The 18,164-nt window shown below is 39.7% G+C and carries 17 protein-coding genes; 4 read left to right on the forward strand and 13 right to left on the reverse strand.

Features of this window, described 5'->3' with window-relative positions; translation table 11 throughout:
- Positions 1-5 precede the first annotated feature (5 nt).
- Entirely contained in the window at positions 6-656 is a 651-nt protein-coding gene (uvrY, locus tag LOC50_RS08530) for a UvrY/SirA/GacA family response regulator transcription factor (RefSeq protein WP_013464592.1), read from the reverse strand.
- 167 nt (positions 657-823) lie between these two features.
- Positions 824-1,975: a dicarboxylate/amino acid:cation symporter gene (locus LOC50_RS08535; RefSeq protein WP_036983096.1), complete on the reverse strand. Its 1,152-nt coding sequence runs from the start codon at positions 1,973-1,975 to the stop codon at positions 824-826.
- A 377-nt stretch (positions 1,976-2,352) separates the two neighbouring features.
- On the opposite strand from LOC50_RS08535, the gene cysK reads away from it, so the two are divergent.
- Positions 2,353-3,321: a cysteine synthase A gene (gene cysK / locus LOC50_RS08540; protein WP_013464591.1), complete on the forward strand. Its 969-nt coding sequence runs from the start codon at positions 2,353-2,355 to the stop codon at positions 3,319-3,321.
- Positions 3,322-3,466: 145 nt separating this feature from the next.
- Complete coding sequence (locus LOC50_RS08545; protein ID WP_036983098.1) at positions 3,467-3,916, forward strand: hypothetical protein; 450 nt, start codon at positions 3,467-3,469, stop codon at positions 3,914-3,916.
- Positions 3,917-4,038: 122 nt separating this feature from the next.
- Here LOC50_RS08545 and LOC50_RS08550 read toward each other — a convergent pair whose 3' ends face one another.
- From LOC50_RS08550 to LOC50_RS08590, 9 genes are all read right to left on the reverse strand, one after another.
- Positions 4,039-6,315, reverse strand: a complete 2,277-nt coding sequence (locus LOC50_RS08550; RefSeq protein WP_036983100.1) for an acyl-CoA dehydrogenase — start codon at positions 6,313-6,315, stop codon at positions 4,039-4,041.
- Between the two features lie 188 nt (positions 6,316-6,503).
- Complete coding sequence (locus LOC50_RS08555) at positions 6,504-7,832, reverse strand: IS4 family transposase (protein WP_250653046.1); 1,329 nt, start codon at positions 7,830-7,832, stop codon at positions 6,504-6,506.
- Positions 7,833-7,971: 139 nt separating this feature from the next.
- On the reverse strand, positions 7,972-8,760 hold the full coding sequence (locus tag LOC50_RS08560; RefSeq protein ID WP_250653047.1) for a putative porin: 789 nt from the start codon (positions 8,758-8,760) through the stop codon (positions 7,972-7,974).
- A 207-nt stretch (positions 8,761-8,967) separates the two neighbouring features.
- Positions 8,968-9,342, reverse strand: a complete 375-nt coding sequence (locus tag LOC50_RS08565; RefSeq protein WP_036983105.1) for a PH domain-containing protein — start codon at positions 9,340-9,342, stop codon at positions 8,968-8,970.
- Entirely contained in the window at positions 9,342-10,250 is a 909-nt protein-coding gene (locus LOC50_RS08570) for an ABC transporter ATP-binding protein (protein WP_250653048.1), read from the reverse strand. The genes LOC50_RS08565 and LOC50_RS08570 overlap by 1 nt, the downstream gene beginning before the upstream one ends.
- A complete protein-coding gene (locus LOC50_RS08575; protein WP_250653049.1) occupies positions 10,247-11,074 on the reverse strand; it encodes an ABC transporter permease subunit in 828 nt (275 codons plus the stop codon). The genes LOC50_RS08570 and LOC50_RS08575 overlap by 4 nt, the downstream gene beginning before the upstream one ends.
- A gap of 143 nt (positions 11,075-11,217) precedes the next feature.
- Positions 11,218-12,396: a cystathionine beta-lyase gene (locus LOC50_RS08580; protein ID WP_250653050.1), complete on the reverse strand. Its 1,179-nt coding sequence runs from the start codon at positions 12,394-12,396 to the stop codon at positions 11,218-11,220.
- 3 nt (positions 12,397-12,399) lie between these two features.
- Positions 12,400-13,326 (reverse strand): NAD(+) diphosphatase, encoded by a 927-nt coding sequence (nudC, locus tag LOC50_RS08585; protein WP_250653051.1) that lies wholly within the window; start codon positions 13,324-13,326, stop codon positions 12,400-12,402.
- A gap of 187 nt (positions 13,327-13,513) precedes the next feature.
- Positions 13,514-14,008 (reverse strand): LabA-like NYN domain-containing protein, encoded by a 495-nt coding sequence (locus LOC50_RS08590; RefSeq protein ID WP_250653052.1) that lies wholly within the window; start codon positions 14,006-14,008, stop codon positions 13,514-13,516.
- Positions 14,009-14,147: 139 nt separating this feature from the next.
- Between LOC50_RS08590 and LOC50_RS08595 the strand changes: the two genes are divergently transcribed.
- Both LOC50_RS08595 and LOC50_RS08600 read left to right on the forward strand, forming a co-directional pair.
- Positions 14,148-14,771 (forward strand): hypothetical protein, encoded by a 624-nt coding sequence (locus LOC50_RS08595; protein WP_036983119.1) that lies wholly within the window; start codon positions 14,148-14,150, stop codon positions 14,769-14,771.
- Positions 14,771-15,517, forward strand: coding sequence for a DUF3307 domain-containing protein (locus tag LOC50_RS08600; RefSeq protein WP_076921623.1), 747 nt, complete (start codon positions 14,771-14,773; stop codon positions 15,515-15,517). Before LOC50_RS08595 ends, LOC50_RS08600 begins: the two co-directional genes overlap by 1 nt.
- A gap of 70 nt (positions 15,518-15,587) precedes the next feature.
- Here LOC50_RS08600 and LOC50_RS08605 read toward each other — a convergent pair whose 3' ends face one another.
- Complete coding sequence (locus tag LOC50_RS08605; RefSeq protein ID WP_076921621.1) at positions 15,588-16,985, reverse strand: DEAD/DEAH box helicase; 1,398 nt, start codon at positions 16,983-16,985, stop codon at positions 15,588-15,590.
- A gap of 171 nt (positions 16,986-17,156) precedes the next feature.
- Positions 17,157-17,996 (reverse strand): isopenicillin N synthase family dioxygenase, encoded by an 840-nt coding sequence (locus LOC50_RS08610; protein ID WP_076921619.1) that lies wholly within the window; start codon positions 17,994-17,996, stop codon positions 17,157-17,159.
- Positions 17,997-18,164 lie beyond the last annotated feature (168 nt).

An 18,164-nucleotide genomic window follows, 5' to 3' on the forward strand; every position in this document is an offset into this window, starting at 1 on the left:
ATCGACTAGTAAGAGATATCTATATCAATCATTTTGTAACGTATGGCTAAATGAGTAAGCTCTACATCGCCTCCTACGTTAAGCTTTTCAAACATACGATAACGATAACTGTTTACTGTTTTAGAGCTTAAATTTAAGCGCTCAGCAATATCCTGTGCTTTTTCACCTTTGGTGATCATTAGCATTATTTGTAGTTCACGCTCAGACAAACTTTGAAATGGGTTTTCATCGGTACGCCCGGTTACCTGTGCAAGTGCAATCTGTTGCGCTATTTCTGGCGCAATATAACGTTGCCCTGCATGCACGCAACGTATAGCACGCACCATTTCATCAGATCCTGCCCCCTTGGTTAAAAAACCATGAGCACCAATTTGCATAACCTTACTTGGAAATGGGTCTTCACAATTAACTGTAAGCACAATAATTTTTACATCGGGACAATAACGGCAAACCTTTTTAGTTGCCTCAAGCCCGCCCATACCAGGCATGTTCATATCCATTAATACTATATTTGGCGCATGTTGACGACAAAACTGCACAGCCTCTTCGCCTGTTTTAGCTTCACCTATTACTTTAAAACCACGTATATCATCAAGAATACGTCTGATCCCTGTGCGCACAAGTTCATGGTCATCAACTAAAAGTACGTTAATCAATGGAACACCCTCACTAGCCTAATAAGATGCAAGTTAACAAAATTAATTCTCAACATTAGCATAGATACGACGAAACCATAACTAATATTATGCTTTCGTAATCGGTCTTTATGACCGATATGATTAAAAGCGTATTTACCTACAGCAGGTAAATACGCCCCAATGATTTATGCTGACGCCTTTTCACTAAAACGGTCTACCCATAAAGCAATAATACCATCGCCAGTTACATTACACGCAGTGCCGAAGCTATCTTGCGCTAGGTAAAGTGCAATCATTAGTGCCACCGCACCTTCATTGAAACCAAGCATGCTAGTTAATAAACCTAACGCCGACATTACCGCACCACCTGGGGCGCCTGGCGCTGCAATCATCACTACACCTAACATCATAATGAATGGCAACATAGCCATTAGTGAAGGTACTTCCATGCTAGGCGATAAAAACATTACAGCCATAGCACAGGTAACTATTGTAATTGTTGAACCTGACAAATGAATAGTGGCGCATAATGGCACTGTAAAGTTAGCTACATCCTCTTTAACGTTATTTGCTTTACTTGATTGCAAAGATACTGGAATGGTTGCCACGCTCGACATGGTTCCTAATGCAGTAAAGTACGCAGGTAACATATTTTTAATTAGCTCAATAGGATTACGCTTAAGTAATAGGCCTGAGGTAATGTATAAAACACTCAACCATAACCAATGCATCACTAACGCAGCAATAAGTACTACACCAAATGCTTGTAATGTATCAACAACGGTGCCTGCTACGGTCATTTCAGCAAATACACCTGCAATGTAAAATGGTAATGCCGGAATAATTACTTTTGAAAGTAAACCATCAATAATATCGCGCCCCTGATCCGACACAGTTTTTAATGTGTCTAAGCCAAGCTGGCTCATACCAATACCAAATACAAATGCTGTGACTAAAGCAGTCATTACACCCATTAATGGTGGAATTTCTAAGTCAATAAAGCTACCTACTTCGGTCACTGCTTCAGCTTCAAATGAAATACCGCCGCTTAAAAACGGAATAACCGCCGTCACTAATAAAAACGCTAAAGTACCAGCTATAATTGTTGAGCCATACGCAAAACCCACCGTTTTTCCCAGTAGATGCCCTGATCCTTTAGGAAGCCCGGCAATTCCAGAGGCAATAAAAAATAAAATAATCAGTGGAATTGTAAAACTAATAAGCTGGCCGATAAGTTCTTTTACTGTATATAAAAGCTCAACGCCAGTTAAGGGAATATAGAGCCCGACTAAGATACCGGCCACAATACCGGTAATTAATTTTAAAATTAACTTCATGGTGATTACTTTATTGAATTTAGATAATGTGTTTTTACCATGTTTTGAATAGTTTGTGTCAATAAACTGTTCAACCGCAGTTCATTTGCACAATTAACCGACAAAATATAAGTGTGTTGTGTTGATTTGTTTAAATAACGACTACATAAAGAAAAGATAAAGTACAAAGTTAAAAACGAACAAATGATTTCAAGTTCGCCTTTTTAATAACTAAAAAATTAACAGATTGAGTTTTTAGTTCAATCCGTTATAAGCGTAATTAATATATGTTATAGCCAAAGCTTACTTTAACTTTTTTTATCTCACAGTAAAGTAGGCTTATAAAGTTAACAGAATAGCTGTTAACGTGTTGATCAGATTGTACCTAAAGGAACATTATGTCTACTATTTTTGAAGATAACTCACTAAGCATCGGTAACACACCGTTGGTAAAACTTAACCGTGTTACAGGTGGGAATGTATACGCTAAAGTTGAATCACGAAATCCTAGCTTTAGTATTAAATGCCGTATTGGTGCATCAATGATTTGGGAAGCTGAAAAATCAGGTCAACTTACCAAAGACAAAGAACTTATAGAGCCAACATCAGGCAATACCGGTATTGCATTGGCATTTGTAGCTGCTTCTCGCGGTTACAAGTTAACGCTTACAATGCCAAACACCATGAGCTTAGAACGTCGTAAACTATTAAAGGCACTCGGTGCTAACCTAGTGCTCACCGATGGCGCTAAAGGCATGAATGGCGCTATTGCAAAGGCCAAAGAAATTCAAGCAGCAGACCCTGATAAGTTTATTTTGCTACAACAATTCGAAAACCCTGCAAACCCTAAAATTCACTTTGAAACAACAGGCCCAGAAATCTTTGATGCACTTGATGGCAAAATCGATTTCTTTGTTGCAGGTGTTGGTACAGGCGGAACTATCACAGGTGTAAGCCGTTATCTTAAAAAAGAAAAAGGCTTAAATGTAAAATCAATCGCTGTAGAGCCAAGCCACTCTCCGGTAATTAGCCAAACACTTGCTGGTGAAGAAGTAAAACCTGGGCCACATAAGATTCAAGGTATTGGTGCAGGCTTTATTCCTGGGAATTTAGACCTATCAATAATTGATGGTGTAGAGCAAGTCTCTAATGAAGAATGTATAGCAATGTGTCACGAACTAATGAAAAAAGAAGGGATTTTAGTTGGTATTTCATCAGGTGCGGCTGTGGTTGCAGCGAAACGTATTGCTGAGCGTCCTGAAAATGCAGATAAAAATATTGTGGTTATTTTGCCAAGTGCAACAGAGCGTTACTTATCAAGCCCGATGTTTGACGAAGAGTTTAGCGAACAAGAGCTTGTGCAATAATCAAGCGAACTGATTAAAAAAGGATGTTTTTTAACATCCTTTTTTATTGCTTTTTTAATAAGTTACTATCTATTTGGTCTACTCCTCTTTACATCTTCTCCATTCCATCACACACTTTATGTATAAGTAATCAACCTGACCAAATATGAAAACAATTTTAACCATTTTTGTACTCATATTTAGTATTTTGATCGTTGGCTGTAATGAAAATACTAGACCTAAAGAGCAGTACATTGACAATGATCGTCCAGGCGACACTGCTACTGTGTATTTTGATGCGCTTTATAACCAGCATAATTTGCAAAAAGCCTGCGATTTCGCAACGCCTAAATTAGCCCGCATAATGAAATCGTATGGGACGGCAAAACAATTTGCCCGTAGTCTTATTAATTTACAATTCGATGAAGTGGTAATTGAAATTGATATGTCAAATTCAAGCCTGCGAGAACAGTATGGCAATCAGGCTAAAATAAACATTGTATTTACCGGTTACTTAAATGGTAAAAAAATCGATGATTTCCGTAGTATCGAAATGCTTAAAATAAAAGGTAAGTGGTACGTAGATAAAATCATCGCCGATCCTTACGGGCGCTGATCAGTCATTCAGAGCCTTAGTAACGATAACCGTATATTCGAGCTTAAAAAATACAAAACATAAAAAAGCCTTAAATCATAAATTTAAGGCTTTTTTATTATCTACTTTATTATAATCCAGTGTTAAATGTCTTCAGGTTTAAAGTTATCAACCGCAATAGCCTGCATTCTTAGCTTATTGGCATGATGCATTGCTTCACCATCAACCTTCGTTACGAGCTCGTGTTCAAGTGCGTAATCAATCGCTTGTTCAATATCATAGGTGGCAGGTACCTTGCCTTTTCGTTGCCACTGTTTTAACTGTTTAAATTGATTTTGCATATCGTGCATTGCTAAAAAAGCATTTTCCATCACTCCTGTGCCTGCATTCTCATCAACGTAACACAAATGGGTAAGCCTATTTCTAAATACGCCTGGTTGAGTCATGTGTTCACAAATACTTTGTGAAGTGGCATCACTTGGTTTGTGATAATGATTACCTAATGGAAAAACAATACGCTTAAGTGCAAAGTTAACCACCGGGTTAGAGAAATTTTTAAAGAAGCCGTCAAATGCTTGACCTATTTCATACAATGACGTCTCTATTGCATACTTAACAAAAGGTAAATCAGCTTGTTGGCGCCCTTCATCTTCAAAACGTTTTAACACGGTAGAAGCAATATACAAATGACTTAATACATCGCCTAAACGTGCCGATATCATTTCTTTGCGTTTAAGTTCACCACCTAACATCAACATTGCAACATCCGTTGTAAACGCCAATCCTCGGCTCATTCTACCTAATTGTTTATAATAGTCGGCCGTCTCTCCACACACAGGCGCTTTAGCAAAGTGGCTGCGAGTTAAACCATGCACCAAGGCCATACTTGCATTACTCAGTGCAAATACAATGTGCTTCATTAATAAGCCATCAAATTGCTCAAGTGCAGCATCATCGTCATCCATTGCTGCCGCTTCCATCTCTTTTAATACAAACGGATGGCAACGAGTTGCACCTTGGCCAAATATCATAAGGTTACGGGTAAGAATATTAGCGCCCTCTACGGTAATAGAGACGGGAATACCCATATAACCGTGTGCTAAATAGTTATTAGGCCCAACCTGAATCCCTTTACCTGCATGAATGTCCATTGCATCATTCATTACCATTCGACCCATTTCGGTCATGTGGTACTTTGCAATAGCAGTCACTACTGACGGGCTAAGTTTTAAATCAATTGCACCTGCGGTCATTAACCGGCATGATTCCAATGCATAAGTTAGCCCGCCAATACGTGCTAACCCTTCTTGTACGCCTTCAAATTGCCCAATTGACACGCCAAACTGTTGGCGAACAACAGAGTAAGCCGAGGTCATTTTAGCCGCTAAATGCCCTGTTGCAGTGCTTAATGCCGGTAACGAAATACCACGCCCTGCGCTTAAACACTCTACTAGCATGCGCCAACCGCGCCCTGCCCCTTGCTGGCCGCCAATAATCCAATCAAGCGGAATAAATACATCCTTACCGTACGTTGTGCCATTCATAAACGCCATGTTAAGTGGGTAATGACGCTCTCCTGCTTTAACACCTGGGTGATCAGTTGGAATAAGTGCACACGTTATTCCGAGCTCTTTTTCATCGCCTAACAATCCATCTGGATCGTACATTTTAAATGCAAGCCCTAACACAGTCGCCACAGGCGCAAGGGTAATGTAACGTTTTGACCAATTTAAACGCAGTCCCAACACTTCCTTACCATCATGCTCGCCTTTGCACACCACGCCAGAATCAGGAATACTGCCAGCATCTGAGCCAGCCTCAGGGCCCGTTAATGCAAAACAAGGTACATCGTCACCTTTTGCAAGGCTAGGTAACCAACGATTTTGTTGCTCAGTTGTTCCGTAATGCAGTAATAACTCACCAGGACCTAAGCTATTGGGTACCATGACCGTCACAGCGGCCGTTAAGCTTTTAGTCGCAATTTTTGACACTATGGTGGAATTAGCAATAGCAGAGAATTCAAGACCCCCAAATTTTTCAGGGATGATCATTGCAAAAAACCCTTCGGTTTTTAAAAAGTCCCACACCTCTTTAGGTAAATCTTTGTCTTTTTGTACAATTTTATAGTCATCAAGCATGGCTAATAAAGTTTCAACTTGATTATCTAAAAATGCAGTTTCTTTTTCACTTAACTGCGGACGCGGATAGTTGTGTAATTTTTGCCAATCAGGCTCACCACTAAATAACTCGCCATCCCACCAAATATCGCCCGCTTCCATGGCTTCTCGCTCTGTTTGCGATAATGGCGGTAATACTTTTTTAAACATTTTAAAAGTGGGTCGAGTAATTAAATTAAGGCGGATATCTTTAATAGCAAATACCACGATCACCACAACCAGTAATATAATAAATACTGACATGAGCACATTCCTTTTATAGTTATAAAAACACTGATTTAATTATGACCGATCTTAATTTAAATACAATGGGGTGTCAGAGGAGTGCCACTAAATGATGAGCCGATTCTATTGTAATTAAAATATAACGATAAAGTAGAGTTACGCATTTATTAGGCACAGCAAAAAGCCCACAAAATGCGTAATGCCAGTCAGTTAAGAACTGACTGGCATTTTCTTTTATAGGGGTACTTATTCGGCTTCTTTCTTATCACCCTTGGATAATGCCTATCTGGTAACCTATCGGGTAAGATAAACAATCTAAGTGTTGTCAGTAACTCATCGTAATGAATAGGCAACTTACTTGCACTATGTATTGGCGTAAACATAAAGAAAGCGATAACCTGTCGCATAGATTGGCTAAAGCTTAGCTGTGTAGGCAAAATATCCTCATCTTTAGTTGCATCAAGCATGACGATACGTATTAAATTGTAAGCGAGTAATAACCCCCATAACTCTTGACGTACCATGTCTGGTTTCTTACTACGTAACGTGTGTTTGCTATGATTCAATCCCTGCTTTATTTCTCTAAACGCCAGCTCAATTTCCCAGCGTTGAGTATAAACCTCTGTTAATTCTTCATATGGAAATCGTAAAGGGTCAATGAGAGAGCTAAGTACACGATAGCTTTTTCCATCCACTTTATAGGTGGTTAATCTTGCCATCAAGGTCTCTGGTAATGACTCAAATTTCTTTCTGGCTTGAGGACTTGTGGACAAAATCACTATTTTATCATTGTCATTTATACTATGTTCAACTTGATACTGTAAATCCTTCCTCGCGGGTAACATCCAGTGACTGTTATCTCCTTGGTTTTGCCACTGATGCAACAGTCCTAATGAGTAATAGCCGCGGTCAAACAAGGTAAGAGAATTATCTGGTACGGCTGGTAATAGTCGTTGAGCTAAGCTCATTTCACCTATGCGACGGGAGTCAAAGCTGCTATCTAACAGTAAATGGCTAGATACTTCCATAAGGCTACACATTCGTACTTGTGGGTAGCTTACTTCTCCATGTTGATTACTGTCACTGCCAAATGCTTCTCTGTTATCTTGATTATCATGAGTTCGAAAACTAACGCCATCAACAGCGAGTAAATTAAGTCCGCACCATTGTTCAAAAGACTGGGTGGAAAAGGTTTTGTGTGCAAGTAATTGAAATGTATGTTGGACTGACTCATAGCCTAACCTTTGCCGGCCTTGAACTAGCGCACTTGGCGCTACTAATTTGTTTTTTCCGGGTAAAGAGATGTCGAGTCTATTAGCGATATCCCAAACGGTTTCGTTTCGGAATAAACTCATTCCAATTACAGACCACATAATAGCTTCTAGCGGTAATCGCCTTTTACGCACAGTAGCAACACCTGCATGTTTAAATGCTTGTTCAAGAATATCAGGGTCAAGAACCTGTTTAAGTTTATCTAGTGTATGTACATCATTTAAAAATGAAGACATGTTATCGAAGTGCTGAATGAGAGACATAAAAAAATCCGATATTATTTCTAATATCGGATTTTGAAGCCATGGAAAGATCAGTCAAGTGATCATAAAAATATTCTTAACTGATCTGCATTACACAAAATGCGGGCTTTTTACTACTTAACTGGTTTTAATTATTTAATTAAAACTGAAAACGCATGTTAGCAAAGTAAGCATCGTTATCTGAGTCATCTGCGTTGTTGCCGTAACCCACTTTTAAACCAATGTTTTTATTGATGAAGTGTTGAGCACCAAAGCTGTAGTTGTCTTCTTTATCGTAAGATGCAAATACAGAAGTCGCTTTAGAGAAGTAGTAGTTTGTTTCTACGTTCCATTGGTCATCTGCTTCGTCAAGGCTTACAAATGTACCTTCTACTGTTAAGTAGTTACCTTGTTGTAAATCAACAAAGTATTTAGCAGCTATTGAACGAGAATCAAAATCATCATCTGATTCTACAGTGATACCTACGTAATCTGTATCGTTTAGCATGTGGTTGTATGCTAAAGAAAAGAATGTAACGTTATCACCATCTTTTTGATCTACAAATCTTACTTTTGCAAGTAAATCTGGGTTAAAGAAATAACCAGCAGAAAGTGTGTATGACTCGTTGTTAGAACCAAAATCAGCATTTTGGTAAGACGCACCAACAACAAAATCTTCAACGAAGTATTCACCGCCAATAGCAGTCACATCGCCAAAATCGTTATCAGCGTAGCCACCAAATACGTTGCTTTGCTTATTGATGTATTCGAATTGATCGTATGGACCTAGTGTGCTTTTTGGAGAGAAGTAGTAAGTAGAGTCCACGCTGATAGTATCGTTGTTATCAGTATCTGTGTAGTTTAAGTTACTGATTGATTGATAGCTATCTGCAGCGTGTGCAGCACTTGATAATAAAAGACCTGAAATAATAATTGCTAATTTTTTCATAATGAAACATCCCTATGTACATTGTTTTTGTACTTTAACTACATTGCTAAAGTGGGGGTATGCTAACGCCACGAAACTGAACAAAAACTGAATCAAGCAATTGTATTTGTTAGGGAATTTGTAAGAAAGTGTTGGAGTAATTTATGTTAAAGTAATCGCAACAAGCTGTAAACAATTACTTTAATTTTACACCGATTTTGTTTGTTTCTATAATGAATACTGGCTAATTATCCGATAAACATCATTTATGTTATCACCAGCTTTAAAGTCCTTGCTAATTGGCGTTGGATCTGAACCTACCCATATTTTTAACTCAGCGTCTAAATCAAAGTGCCCAGCACTCTCTTTACTGAACTTAGTTATCTTAGAGTAAGCAATACTGATCATTTCCATTTTAGAACCTGTCACACCTTGTTTATCTAATAAAATTAGTCGCTTATTAGTAAAGATAAACATATCACGGACAACTTTATACGCCTTTTCAACTCGTTCACCTTCAATAAGGGTATTTGCCAATACTTTTTCTAAATCGGCGTCATCCACTTCACTGGCGTTACCCATTAAACCACTAAATAATCCCATTATAGTTTCTCCTGTTTAAATATTTGATTTTCTAGCGTATGACCATTTACTAACTGCCTATACTGCCAATTATGTTGGTGGCAAAATTGCAATAGCGCGATGTCGAGTGAATCGCTAGTTGGTTGATACTCAATCACATACTCTTTATGTTGGCTCATATAAACACGGCTCACACCCTCAATTGCTTGGAGTTGTTGCTCCACATTTTGATACACTTCACTGAGCATTAAAGTGTAAAAATGCTTATCGGTGTTCACTGCTTTAGTTTGGTGCTCGCTTAATACGCCTTTATCTAAATGTAGTACTTGAGAACATAATCGTTCAAGTTCCGTTAAATCATGAGAGCTTAAAATAAACGTCGCTTGAGACGATAGCTCAGACACCAGCTCCCTGACTTCTCTGGCATGAATCGGATCAAGCCCTGCGGTGGCCTCATCTAACATCACAATTTGCGGTGAGCCAATTAATGCTTGTGCTATGGTTACGCGCTTGCGCATACCGTGAGATAAGTCCCCTGCGCGGTTTTTTGCAACCTCGCTAAGACCCACTAAATCTAATACTCGAAGTGCCTCTATTTGGCTTTGCTTGGTGCCCATACCTTGTAGCTTGGCATAAAAGCTAAGTTGTTTATCTATATTAAAACGCGGATCTAGCTGTGCATCTTGTGGTAACGCACTCACTTTATTAAATAAAGCCGCGCTGCCTGGTTTATGGCCGAGTATTTCAAGCTCACCCATGCTAGGTGCGATATAGCCACACAACAAACTAAATAAAGTGGTCTTCCCTGCGCCATTAGGGCCAACTAATGCAACTGGCGCGCCTTTTTGAATCTCGAAATTCACATTATTTAGAGCCAGTTTTGAGCCGTACGATTTACTTAAGTTACGCCCTGTTATTAATGATTTCATAGTGAGCTCCTTGCAAAAATACGTTGAGCAACCACAAGTAGCACCGCTGTTTGCACAAGTGGAATAGCTAATGCGCTCAGTAACGGTAAGTTTTGTCCCGATAATAGCTCTATTTGCACACCAGGGAATAAATAATCAAGCACACTTAATGCGGGTATTTGCCACTCTAGTAATCCAACAATAATGCCACCGGCTGTAAAATATAAAATGGCTAACACAATAGATAAGCGAGATGAGCTCGCAAAAGTATTAATTAAGCTCATTAAGGCTACAAACGGCGAAAAAGTAACTATGAGTATTAAAAATATTGAAACAGCACGACTAAGGCCACCAGCAAGTAAGCTCGGCTCGCGAAACCCGAGCACCCCCAATGTCGCTATAAGCGTGATGCCAACTAAACAGGTTAGTACTGCTAACTGCCCTAAAAAACGACCAAAGAGTATTTCAAAGCGAGTTGAGCGTAATGATAAAAATCTTAGCGTACCGCGCTCTCTATCACCCACAGTTTGATCACTACAAATAAATAAGCTAAAAACAGGAAAACTATACAAAGCAATAAGCCAATACATAGCAAATTCTGCTTCAGGCCAATCAAGTAACTTACTTAATCCAATAGAGCCGGAAATATCACGGGCTATTTGTTCAAAATCGGGGGAGCTGATAATGCCCACTGCCTGCCCTATGGGGTAACGTAAAATAACAAGCCACACTAGCCCAAAAGCCGCCAGTGCAATAAGTCCTCGTTTAGTTAAAAACATACGTACCAGCTCAAAACCCGCGATTTGGGTTAAGCGCCCTACGTTAACAGGTGATGGTGTTGCCATTGACTATCCTTAATGACGTTGTTCGTGCTTTACAATAAGTGTTATTCAACAACACTAAGTGTAAACACGTTGAATTGCTAGCAAAAAAAAGCCTACTCAGAGATAGGCTTTGTAACAAATAATGTAATTTAACCAATTAGTAATTATAAATGTTGCTCATAAATAACTAATGCTTGCTGTAAGTCGGCAATTAAATCTTCAACATCTTCCAAACCAATGTGCAAACGAATAACAGGTCCATGCTCCCATCCTGTTTGCGAGCGCAGCCCTTTCATTGATAGGTTTGCCGTTACTAAGCTCTCAAAGCCTCCCCAAGAAAAGCCCATTTTAAAATGCTGCAAGCTATCTAAAAAAGCATCAATGGCCTTTTGGTTACCGGTTTTCATTACAAACGAAAACAAACCATTACTACCGTCAAAATCGCGTTTGAAAAATTCATGCCCAGGACACGTTTCAAATGCTGGATGGCGAATATGATCAACCAACGCATGTTGCTCAAGCCATTTTGCTACTTCTAGCGCGGCTTTTTCATGCTGATTTAATCGCACTGCCATGGTACGCAAGCCTCGTAGTGCTAAATACGCATCATCTGCACTGGTGCATTGCCCGAGTAAATAAGAATGTTCACGAAGTGTTGGCCAATATGTTTTATTCGCTACAGCTACGCCCATCATCACATCTGAATGACCTACAATATATTTGGTTGCCGCTTGAATACTAATATCAACACCGTGTTCAAGTGGACGATAGTGCAAACCATTACCATAAGTGTTATCAAGCACCGTCATTACATTATGATCATTTGCCACTTGCACCATAGCGGGAACATCTTGAATTTCCATGGTAATTGAACCCGGAGATTCTAAAAACAACATTTTGGTATTGTCTTGAATGTACTCTTTTATATCTGAGCCAATCATGGGCGGATAATAGGTCGCAGTAATGCCCAGCCCTGCTAAAATCTTGTCGCAAAAATCACGGGTTGGCTCGTAAACAGTGTCCACTATTAAAATATGATCACCGGACTTTAAAAACGATAACAATGTTTGGCTTATCGCCGCAGCGCCACATGGGTATAAGGCACAGCCCTCACCGCCTTCGAGTTCGGTAATTGCCTCTTGCAAAGCAAAATGCGTAGTGGTGCCACGACGGCCATAAAATAACGTTTTATCACCGCGTGTTTTAGCCGCTTCTTTAAGCTCGCTTACAGAATCAAACACAATCGTTGAAGCGCGCTGTATCACAGGATTGACTACGCCATGGGTGTACGCTTTTTTGCGCCCTGATGACACTAATTGGGTATTTTTATTTTTGCTCGACATGATTCATCCTTCTATCTGAGTACGCCAATATTCAATTAAATAACGCGAAATCGAATCAGCTCTAGGTAGTTTTAAATGCTCCCCTTGATGGTGCCAATCTTTAAATTGCGCAAGTTCTTCGCGAGAAAACCACTTTGCATCTTCAAGTTCATCTTGCTCTGTGCTTATTTCATCACTGCTTGCTGTGGCAATAAAACCCAGCATAATTGACGAAGGAAACGGCCAAGGTTGCGAAGCAATATACTCTGCTTTTTCCACAGTAATACCCGCCTCTTCTTTTACTTCTCGGACCACGGTTTGTTCAAGGGTTTCACCAGGGTCAACAAAGCCTGCAAGCGATGAATACAATCCTTTTGGCCAAGTTGCTTGGCGACCCAATAAGCAGCGTTCAATCCCATCAGAAAATGTTTTAGTTACTACCATAATAACCGCAGGATCGGTACGCGGAAAAGTCTGGTGCAAACACGCAGGATTGTCGCATAATCGAGAGTGACCCGCTTCAACTAAGTGATTTTTGGTACCACAACGGCCACAAAAACTATGAGTGGCATGCCAGTAACATAACCCTCGGGCAAGCGCTGCATTTGAGCCATCTTCAAGCGCCACCTGTGTACCAAACTGGCGAATATCTGCAAACTGGGCATCACCAATAATCGTTGCTAATAACGACTCGTCGAGTGCGGTTACATCTAGCGCAAATACGGCTTTATCCTGTTTATTTGAACCTAAAAAAATAGCCTGCGTTAAATCTAAATGTGCCACCTGTAGGTAAGCCAAATACACCACCTCAGGGCTACTGTTAGCAAATAAGGTGTGATTGCCTTTAACTAAAAGCCATAAGCTGTCTGCTGTTTTTTTTGCGTCTACCCAAGTAGGGTCTTTGCGCGCATTTGAGCCTCTGTCTAATGGCATATTACTGTAGTTAAGCATGTAATTCCTTGATACTAATTGATTCTTAAAATTACCATAATCATCCACTAAACCCAATTTATTACCGCCATAAAAAAAGCCTAAATTAGGCTTAATTAATCTATGTACCCGTTGTATTAAAAATGCTCATGTTGAAGGTGGGCATTCTGCTCAAAAATACACCGAACCAACGCAGCGCTTAGACTTTTTAAAGTAGTAACTGATTGTCAATTAAATGAAATTGCTCAGCACTTTGCTTAAGTACCTCTGCGGTTAATTTATCAGCACCGTATACATCACACGGAACATTGTATTGATTTTTTAAGTGCCCCAGTAATAACGCAAAGTCACCGTCACCCGAGAGTAAAATAACCTTATCAAGCTGCTTTCCCTGCTCTAGCATATCTATGGTTATACCTACATCCCAATCGCCTTTGGCACTGCCGTCACGGCGTTGAATAAAGGGTTTTAGTTTTACTTCAAAGCCAATAGCGCGCAAAATATTTTGAAACTGATTTTGCTTTTCATCACCTCGGTATATTGCATAAGCAAACGCACATTTAATATCGTATTGTTGCTTTATCATTCGCCAAAAGGCATTGTAATCAAAGTTTTTACCGTGGCTTTCGCGACAGGTGTAATAAATATTTTGTACATCGACAAAAATACCTACACGAGGTTTACTGCTTTGTTGTGAGGTCATTATTATGTCCTAATGAGTGATACTTGCAATTGCGTGTTAAGTAACCTAAATTAGTTACCAAACCCAACGTAACCAATTATAGTTACATTTAACAATGTAACCTAATTTAGTTACATGTAAATGATTTATCTGGATTTTTATGATTGGTGTGATCAGCGGCGATATTATTAAATCGCAAAAAATACCTAAACAACAATACGATGCCATGCTTTATCAGCTAGAGCAAAGTTTACGTGCAAATTGTAATAAAACAACATCTTGGGATATTTACCGTGGGGATGCATTTCAGCTGCAAGTAGAAAAAAGTGAACAGTTAGTTACCACCGCTATTCTTATCTACCTACAGCTAAAATCTGCCGGCTATGAACTGCGCCAAAGCATGGCGTTGGGGCACATAGATAACCCTGGTAAGAGTATAAAAACGGCCACAGGCTCTGCGTTTACTCTCTCTGGTCATGAGCTAGATAAAATGACAAACCAGCGTTTTACATTTGCTATTGCAAAGCAACCAGTTGATGAGAGCTTTAAGCTAAACCTAGCGTTTGTTGATGTATTGCTGTGTAAAATAACTCAAAAACAAGCAAACGCTTTGTATGTATATTTAACCCATACTAATAACAACCATGCAGCATTAGCTAAAGAGCTCAATACCAGCCGCGAAAACGTTACTAAGCTGCTTAATCTTGCTAACTATCAGCTGATAGAACGATTTATTTTACATGCACAACAACAGCTTAAAAGCATACAGCAAGGACATGACTAATGGAATTTTCACTATTACTCGTTGCACTGATTATTGGCCACTTACTCGCTGATTTTTATTGGCAACCCATGAGCTGGGTAAACGACAGAAACACCCGTCATTTTAAAGCAAAAAAACTTTACTACCATGTATTGGTTCACGGAATTACCAGTGCAGTCGTTGTGGCGCTTTGGGAATATAGTTTTGGCTGGCAACAATTAGGCAGCGTATTACTGGCGACCGGCATTATTATGATCAGTCACTACTTTATTGATATTGCTAAATCGTATTCAAATAAAGGCGTAGTGCCTTTTTTATTAGACCAAATTGCCCATATCACCGTCCTTATTGTGATAAGCATTTGGCTCACTGATAATCAGCAATTTACTAACAATTTTATGGCGTTATTGTTCAACGAAAAAGTGCTGTGGGTTATAACTGGTTACCTTATTATTTTAAGTCCCAGTGCGGTATTTATAAGAATGATGTTAGAGCGTTTAACTAATCACTTTTCTAGTGATGGTAGTCTCCCTTTAGCAGGACAAAGTATTGGTATGCTCGAACGAGTACTTATGCTGACATTTATTTTATTAGATCAGTTTGCTGGGCTTGGGTTTTTAATTGCCGCCAAATCCGTGTTTAGATTTGGCGACTTAAGTGCCAGCAAAGATAAACAACTCACGGAATATGTGATGCTAGGCACGTTACTAAGTGTTAGCGTTACGCTGTTTGTTGGCCTAGGCATTAATTACTTACTGATAAATTAAAAACAAAAAAAGCGCTAACCTTAAAGCTAGCGCTTTTTTTGCAGCTGCGTTTAACTAAACGCAGTGACAATTAGTCGTTATTTGCTGGACGACGACGGCGTTGACCACTACCCCCAACCGATTGACGCTTTGCCCATGGGTTTTGTGCATTTTCATCGGTTTTAGCTGCTGGCTTTTTAGAGCCACCACGACGTGGGCCCGTACCATTGCCACCATTGTTAGGCTTTTTGCTATTAGGCTTGCTGCTATCTGATTTAGGCTTATTAAATGGTTGTTTTTTCTTTGGCTTTTTAGCAGGCAGTGGGCGAGCATCGAGTGCGCGCTCAGCAACAGGGTTAGCCGGTTCAAAGCCTTCTTCTTCAGCACGAGGAATTAACTCGCCAATAAAGCGTTCAATACCGTATAAATCTACTGCATCGTCGACCGTTACAAACGAAATGGCATGCCCTGATGCACCCGCACGACCAGTTCGGCCAATACGGTGGACATAATCTTCATATACATTAGGTAAGTCGTAGTTAACTACGTGTGGAAGCTCAACAATATCTAAACCACGAGCAACAATATCAGTTGCCACTAATACGCGCACTTCACCGCTTTTAAAGCCTTCCAATGCTTTAACACGTGCGCCCTGAGATTTATTACCATGGATTGCTGCGCCAACAATATCATCGCGTTCAAGTTGCTTAACTAAACGATTAGCTCCATGTTTAGTACGGCTAAATACCAGTACTTGTTGCCAATCATTGCTACGAATTAAATGGCTTAATAAGGCCGTTTTACGCGCTTTATCGACAGCGTACACGCATTGAGTCACGCTTTTAGCAGTGGTGTTTTTGGCAGCGACTGAAATTTCAACCGGATCGTTAATTAACCCTTTGGCCAATGCACGAATGTCGTCAGAAAAGGTTGCTGAGAACATTAAGTTTTGACGTTTTTCAGGCATTTTTGCAATTAAGCGTTTAATGTCGTGGATAAAGCCCATGTCTAACATACGGTCGGCTTCATCTAAAACCAGTACTTCAACGCTATCAAATTTAACCGCGTTTTGATTGTGTAAATCAATTAAACGCCCTGGTGTCGCCACTAAAATATCAACCCCTTTGCGCAGGCGCTGCATTTGTGGGTTAATTTTTACACCACCGTAAACAACAAACGAACTCACGTTTGAATGCTTAGCGTACTCTTCAACGTTTTCGCTTACTTGCAACGCAAGCTCACGGGTTGGCGTTAAAATAAGCGCACGAACATGATTACTTTTTGCTTTAGTGCCCGACGATAAACGCTCAATTAGTGGCAAAGTAAAACCAGCGGTTTTACCTGTACCTGTTTGTGCTGCGGCCATTACATCGCGACGCGCAATAATTGCTGGGATAGCTTGAGCCTGAATAGGCGTTGGCGTTTCATAGCCCTTTTCTAAAACCGCATTAACTAAAGACTGTGATAAACCTAAACCATCAAAACTCATATAAACTCTCTATTTCAAATTAGGCCAAAGTGGCCAGTTGCGCGCATTATACCTTTAGTGGCTCAGAATGCATGCCATTATTTACTTTGTGCCAAATCAATACACACAAATACTAAAAAAGCGGCTAAACAGCCGCTTTTTATTTACCTGAGCATTACAAACGCTAAAAGATTATTTTACACCTAACTCACGTAAACGCTCTTGTAAGTAGCTATCTGCTGTGTAGCGATCAGATAACACCACATCTGGACGAGGGTGTAAAAACAATGGTAATGAAATACGTGATTTGGTTGTTGCTTTACCCGATGGATTAATTACACGGTGAATCGTTGATGGGAAGTAGCCACCCGATGCTTCTTGTAACATGTCACCAATATTAATAATTAGACTACCAAAATCACATGGCACGTCTAACCAATCGCCATCGGTTTTTTGTACTTGTAAACCCGGCTCGTTTGACGCTGGTAATACGGTTAATAAGTTAATATCACCGTGCGCAGCAGCACGAATAGCACCAGGCTCTTCATCACCTGTCATTGGCGGGTAATGTAAAATACGTAACAACGTTTGCTCAGATTGGGCAATCATATCTTTTAAATCGATAGAGAACTTAGCACGGACTTCTTCAGGCGCTTCAGCCTGAACCCAGCTTAATAATGTTGCCGCAAATTCATTGGCTAAACGGTAGTACTCACGCACATCAGCTTCTAATTGTGCAGGAACACGGCCTTTAGGGTAAACATGAAAGTACTCTTTAATGTCTTTTACTGTATGGCCTTTAGCAACTTCTGATACCGACGGTGGAAAATAGCCATCTTGCGTTTCTTTTGAAAATAAAAACTCATGCTTTTGCTCTGAGTTAAAAAAGTCTTGCCAATTTTTATAAATAGACTCAACTAAAGATTGCGGAATAGGATGGTTTTTTAATACGCCAAAACCAGTATTTCTCAACGATTCAACAAATTGCGCAGCCGCATCGTCCGCTTTATAATCAACTGTAGGTAATTGCATGGTACATTCCAGTAAGTAGGTTGTTAGAAGCCATTTACCAATTCGCTTGAGTAAAGATCCACTAAATTAACTAAATATTACATGCTAACTACGCAAAAAAAATTATATCTACTTGTTCTAGATAAAGTTTTTTAAACGCCGATAAACAACGACTTAATACATTAAATT

The sequence above is a fragment of the Pseudoalteromonas sp. SCSIO 43095 genome, from assembly GCF_023650455.1.
Lineage (GTDB): Bacteria > Pseudomonadota > Gammaproteobacteria > Enterobacterales > Alteromonadaceae > Pseudoalteromonas > Pseudoalteromonas tetraodonis.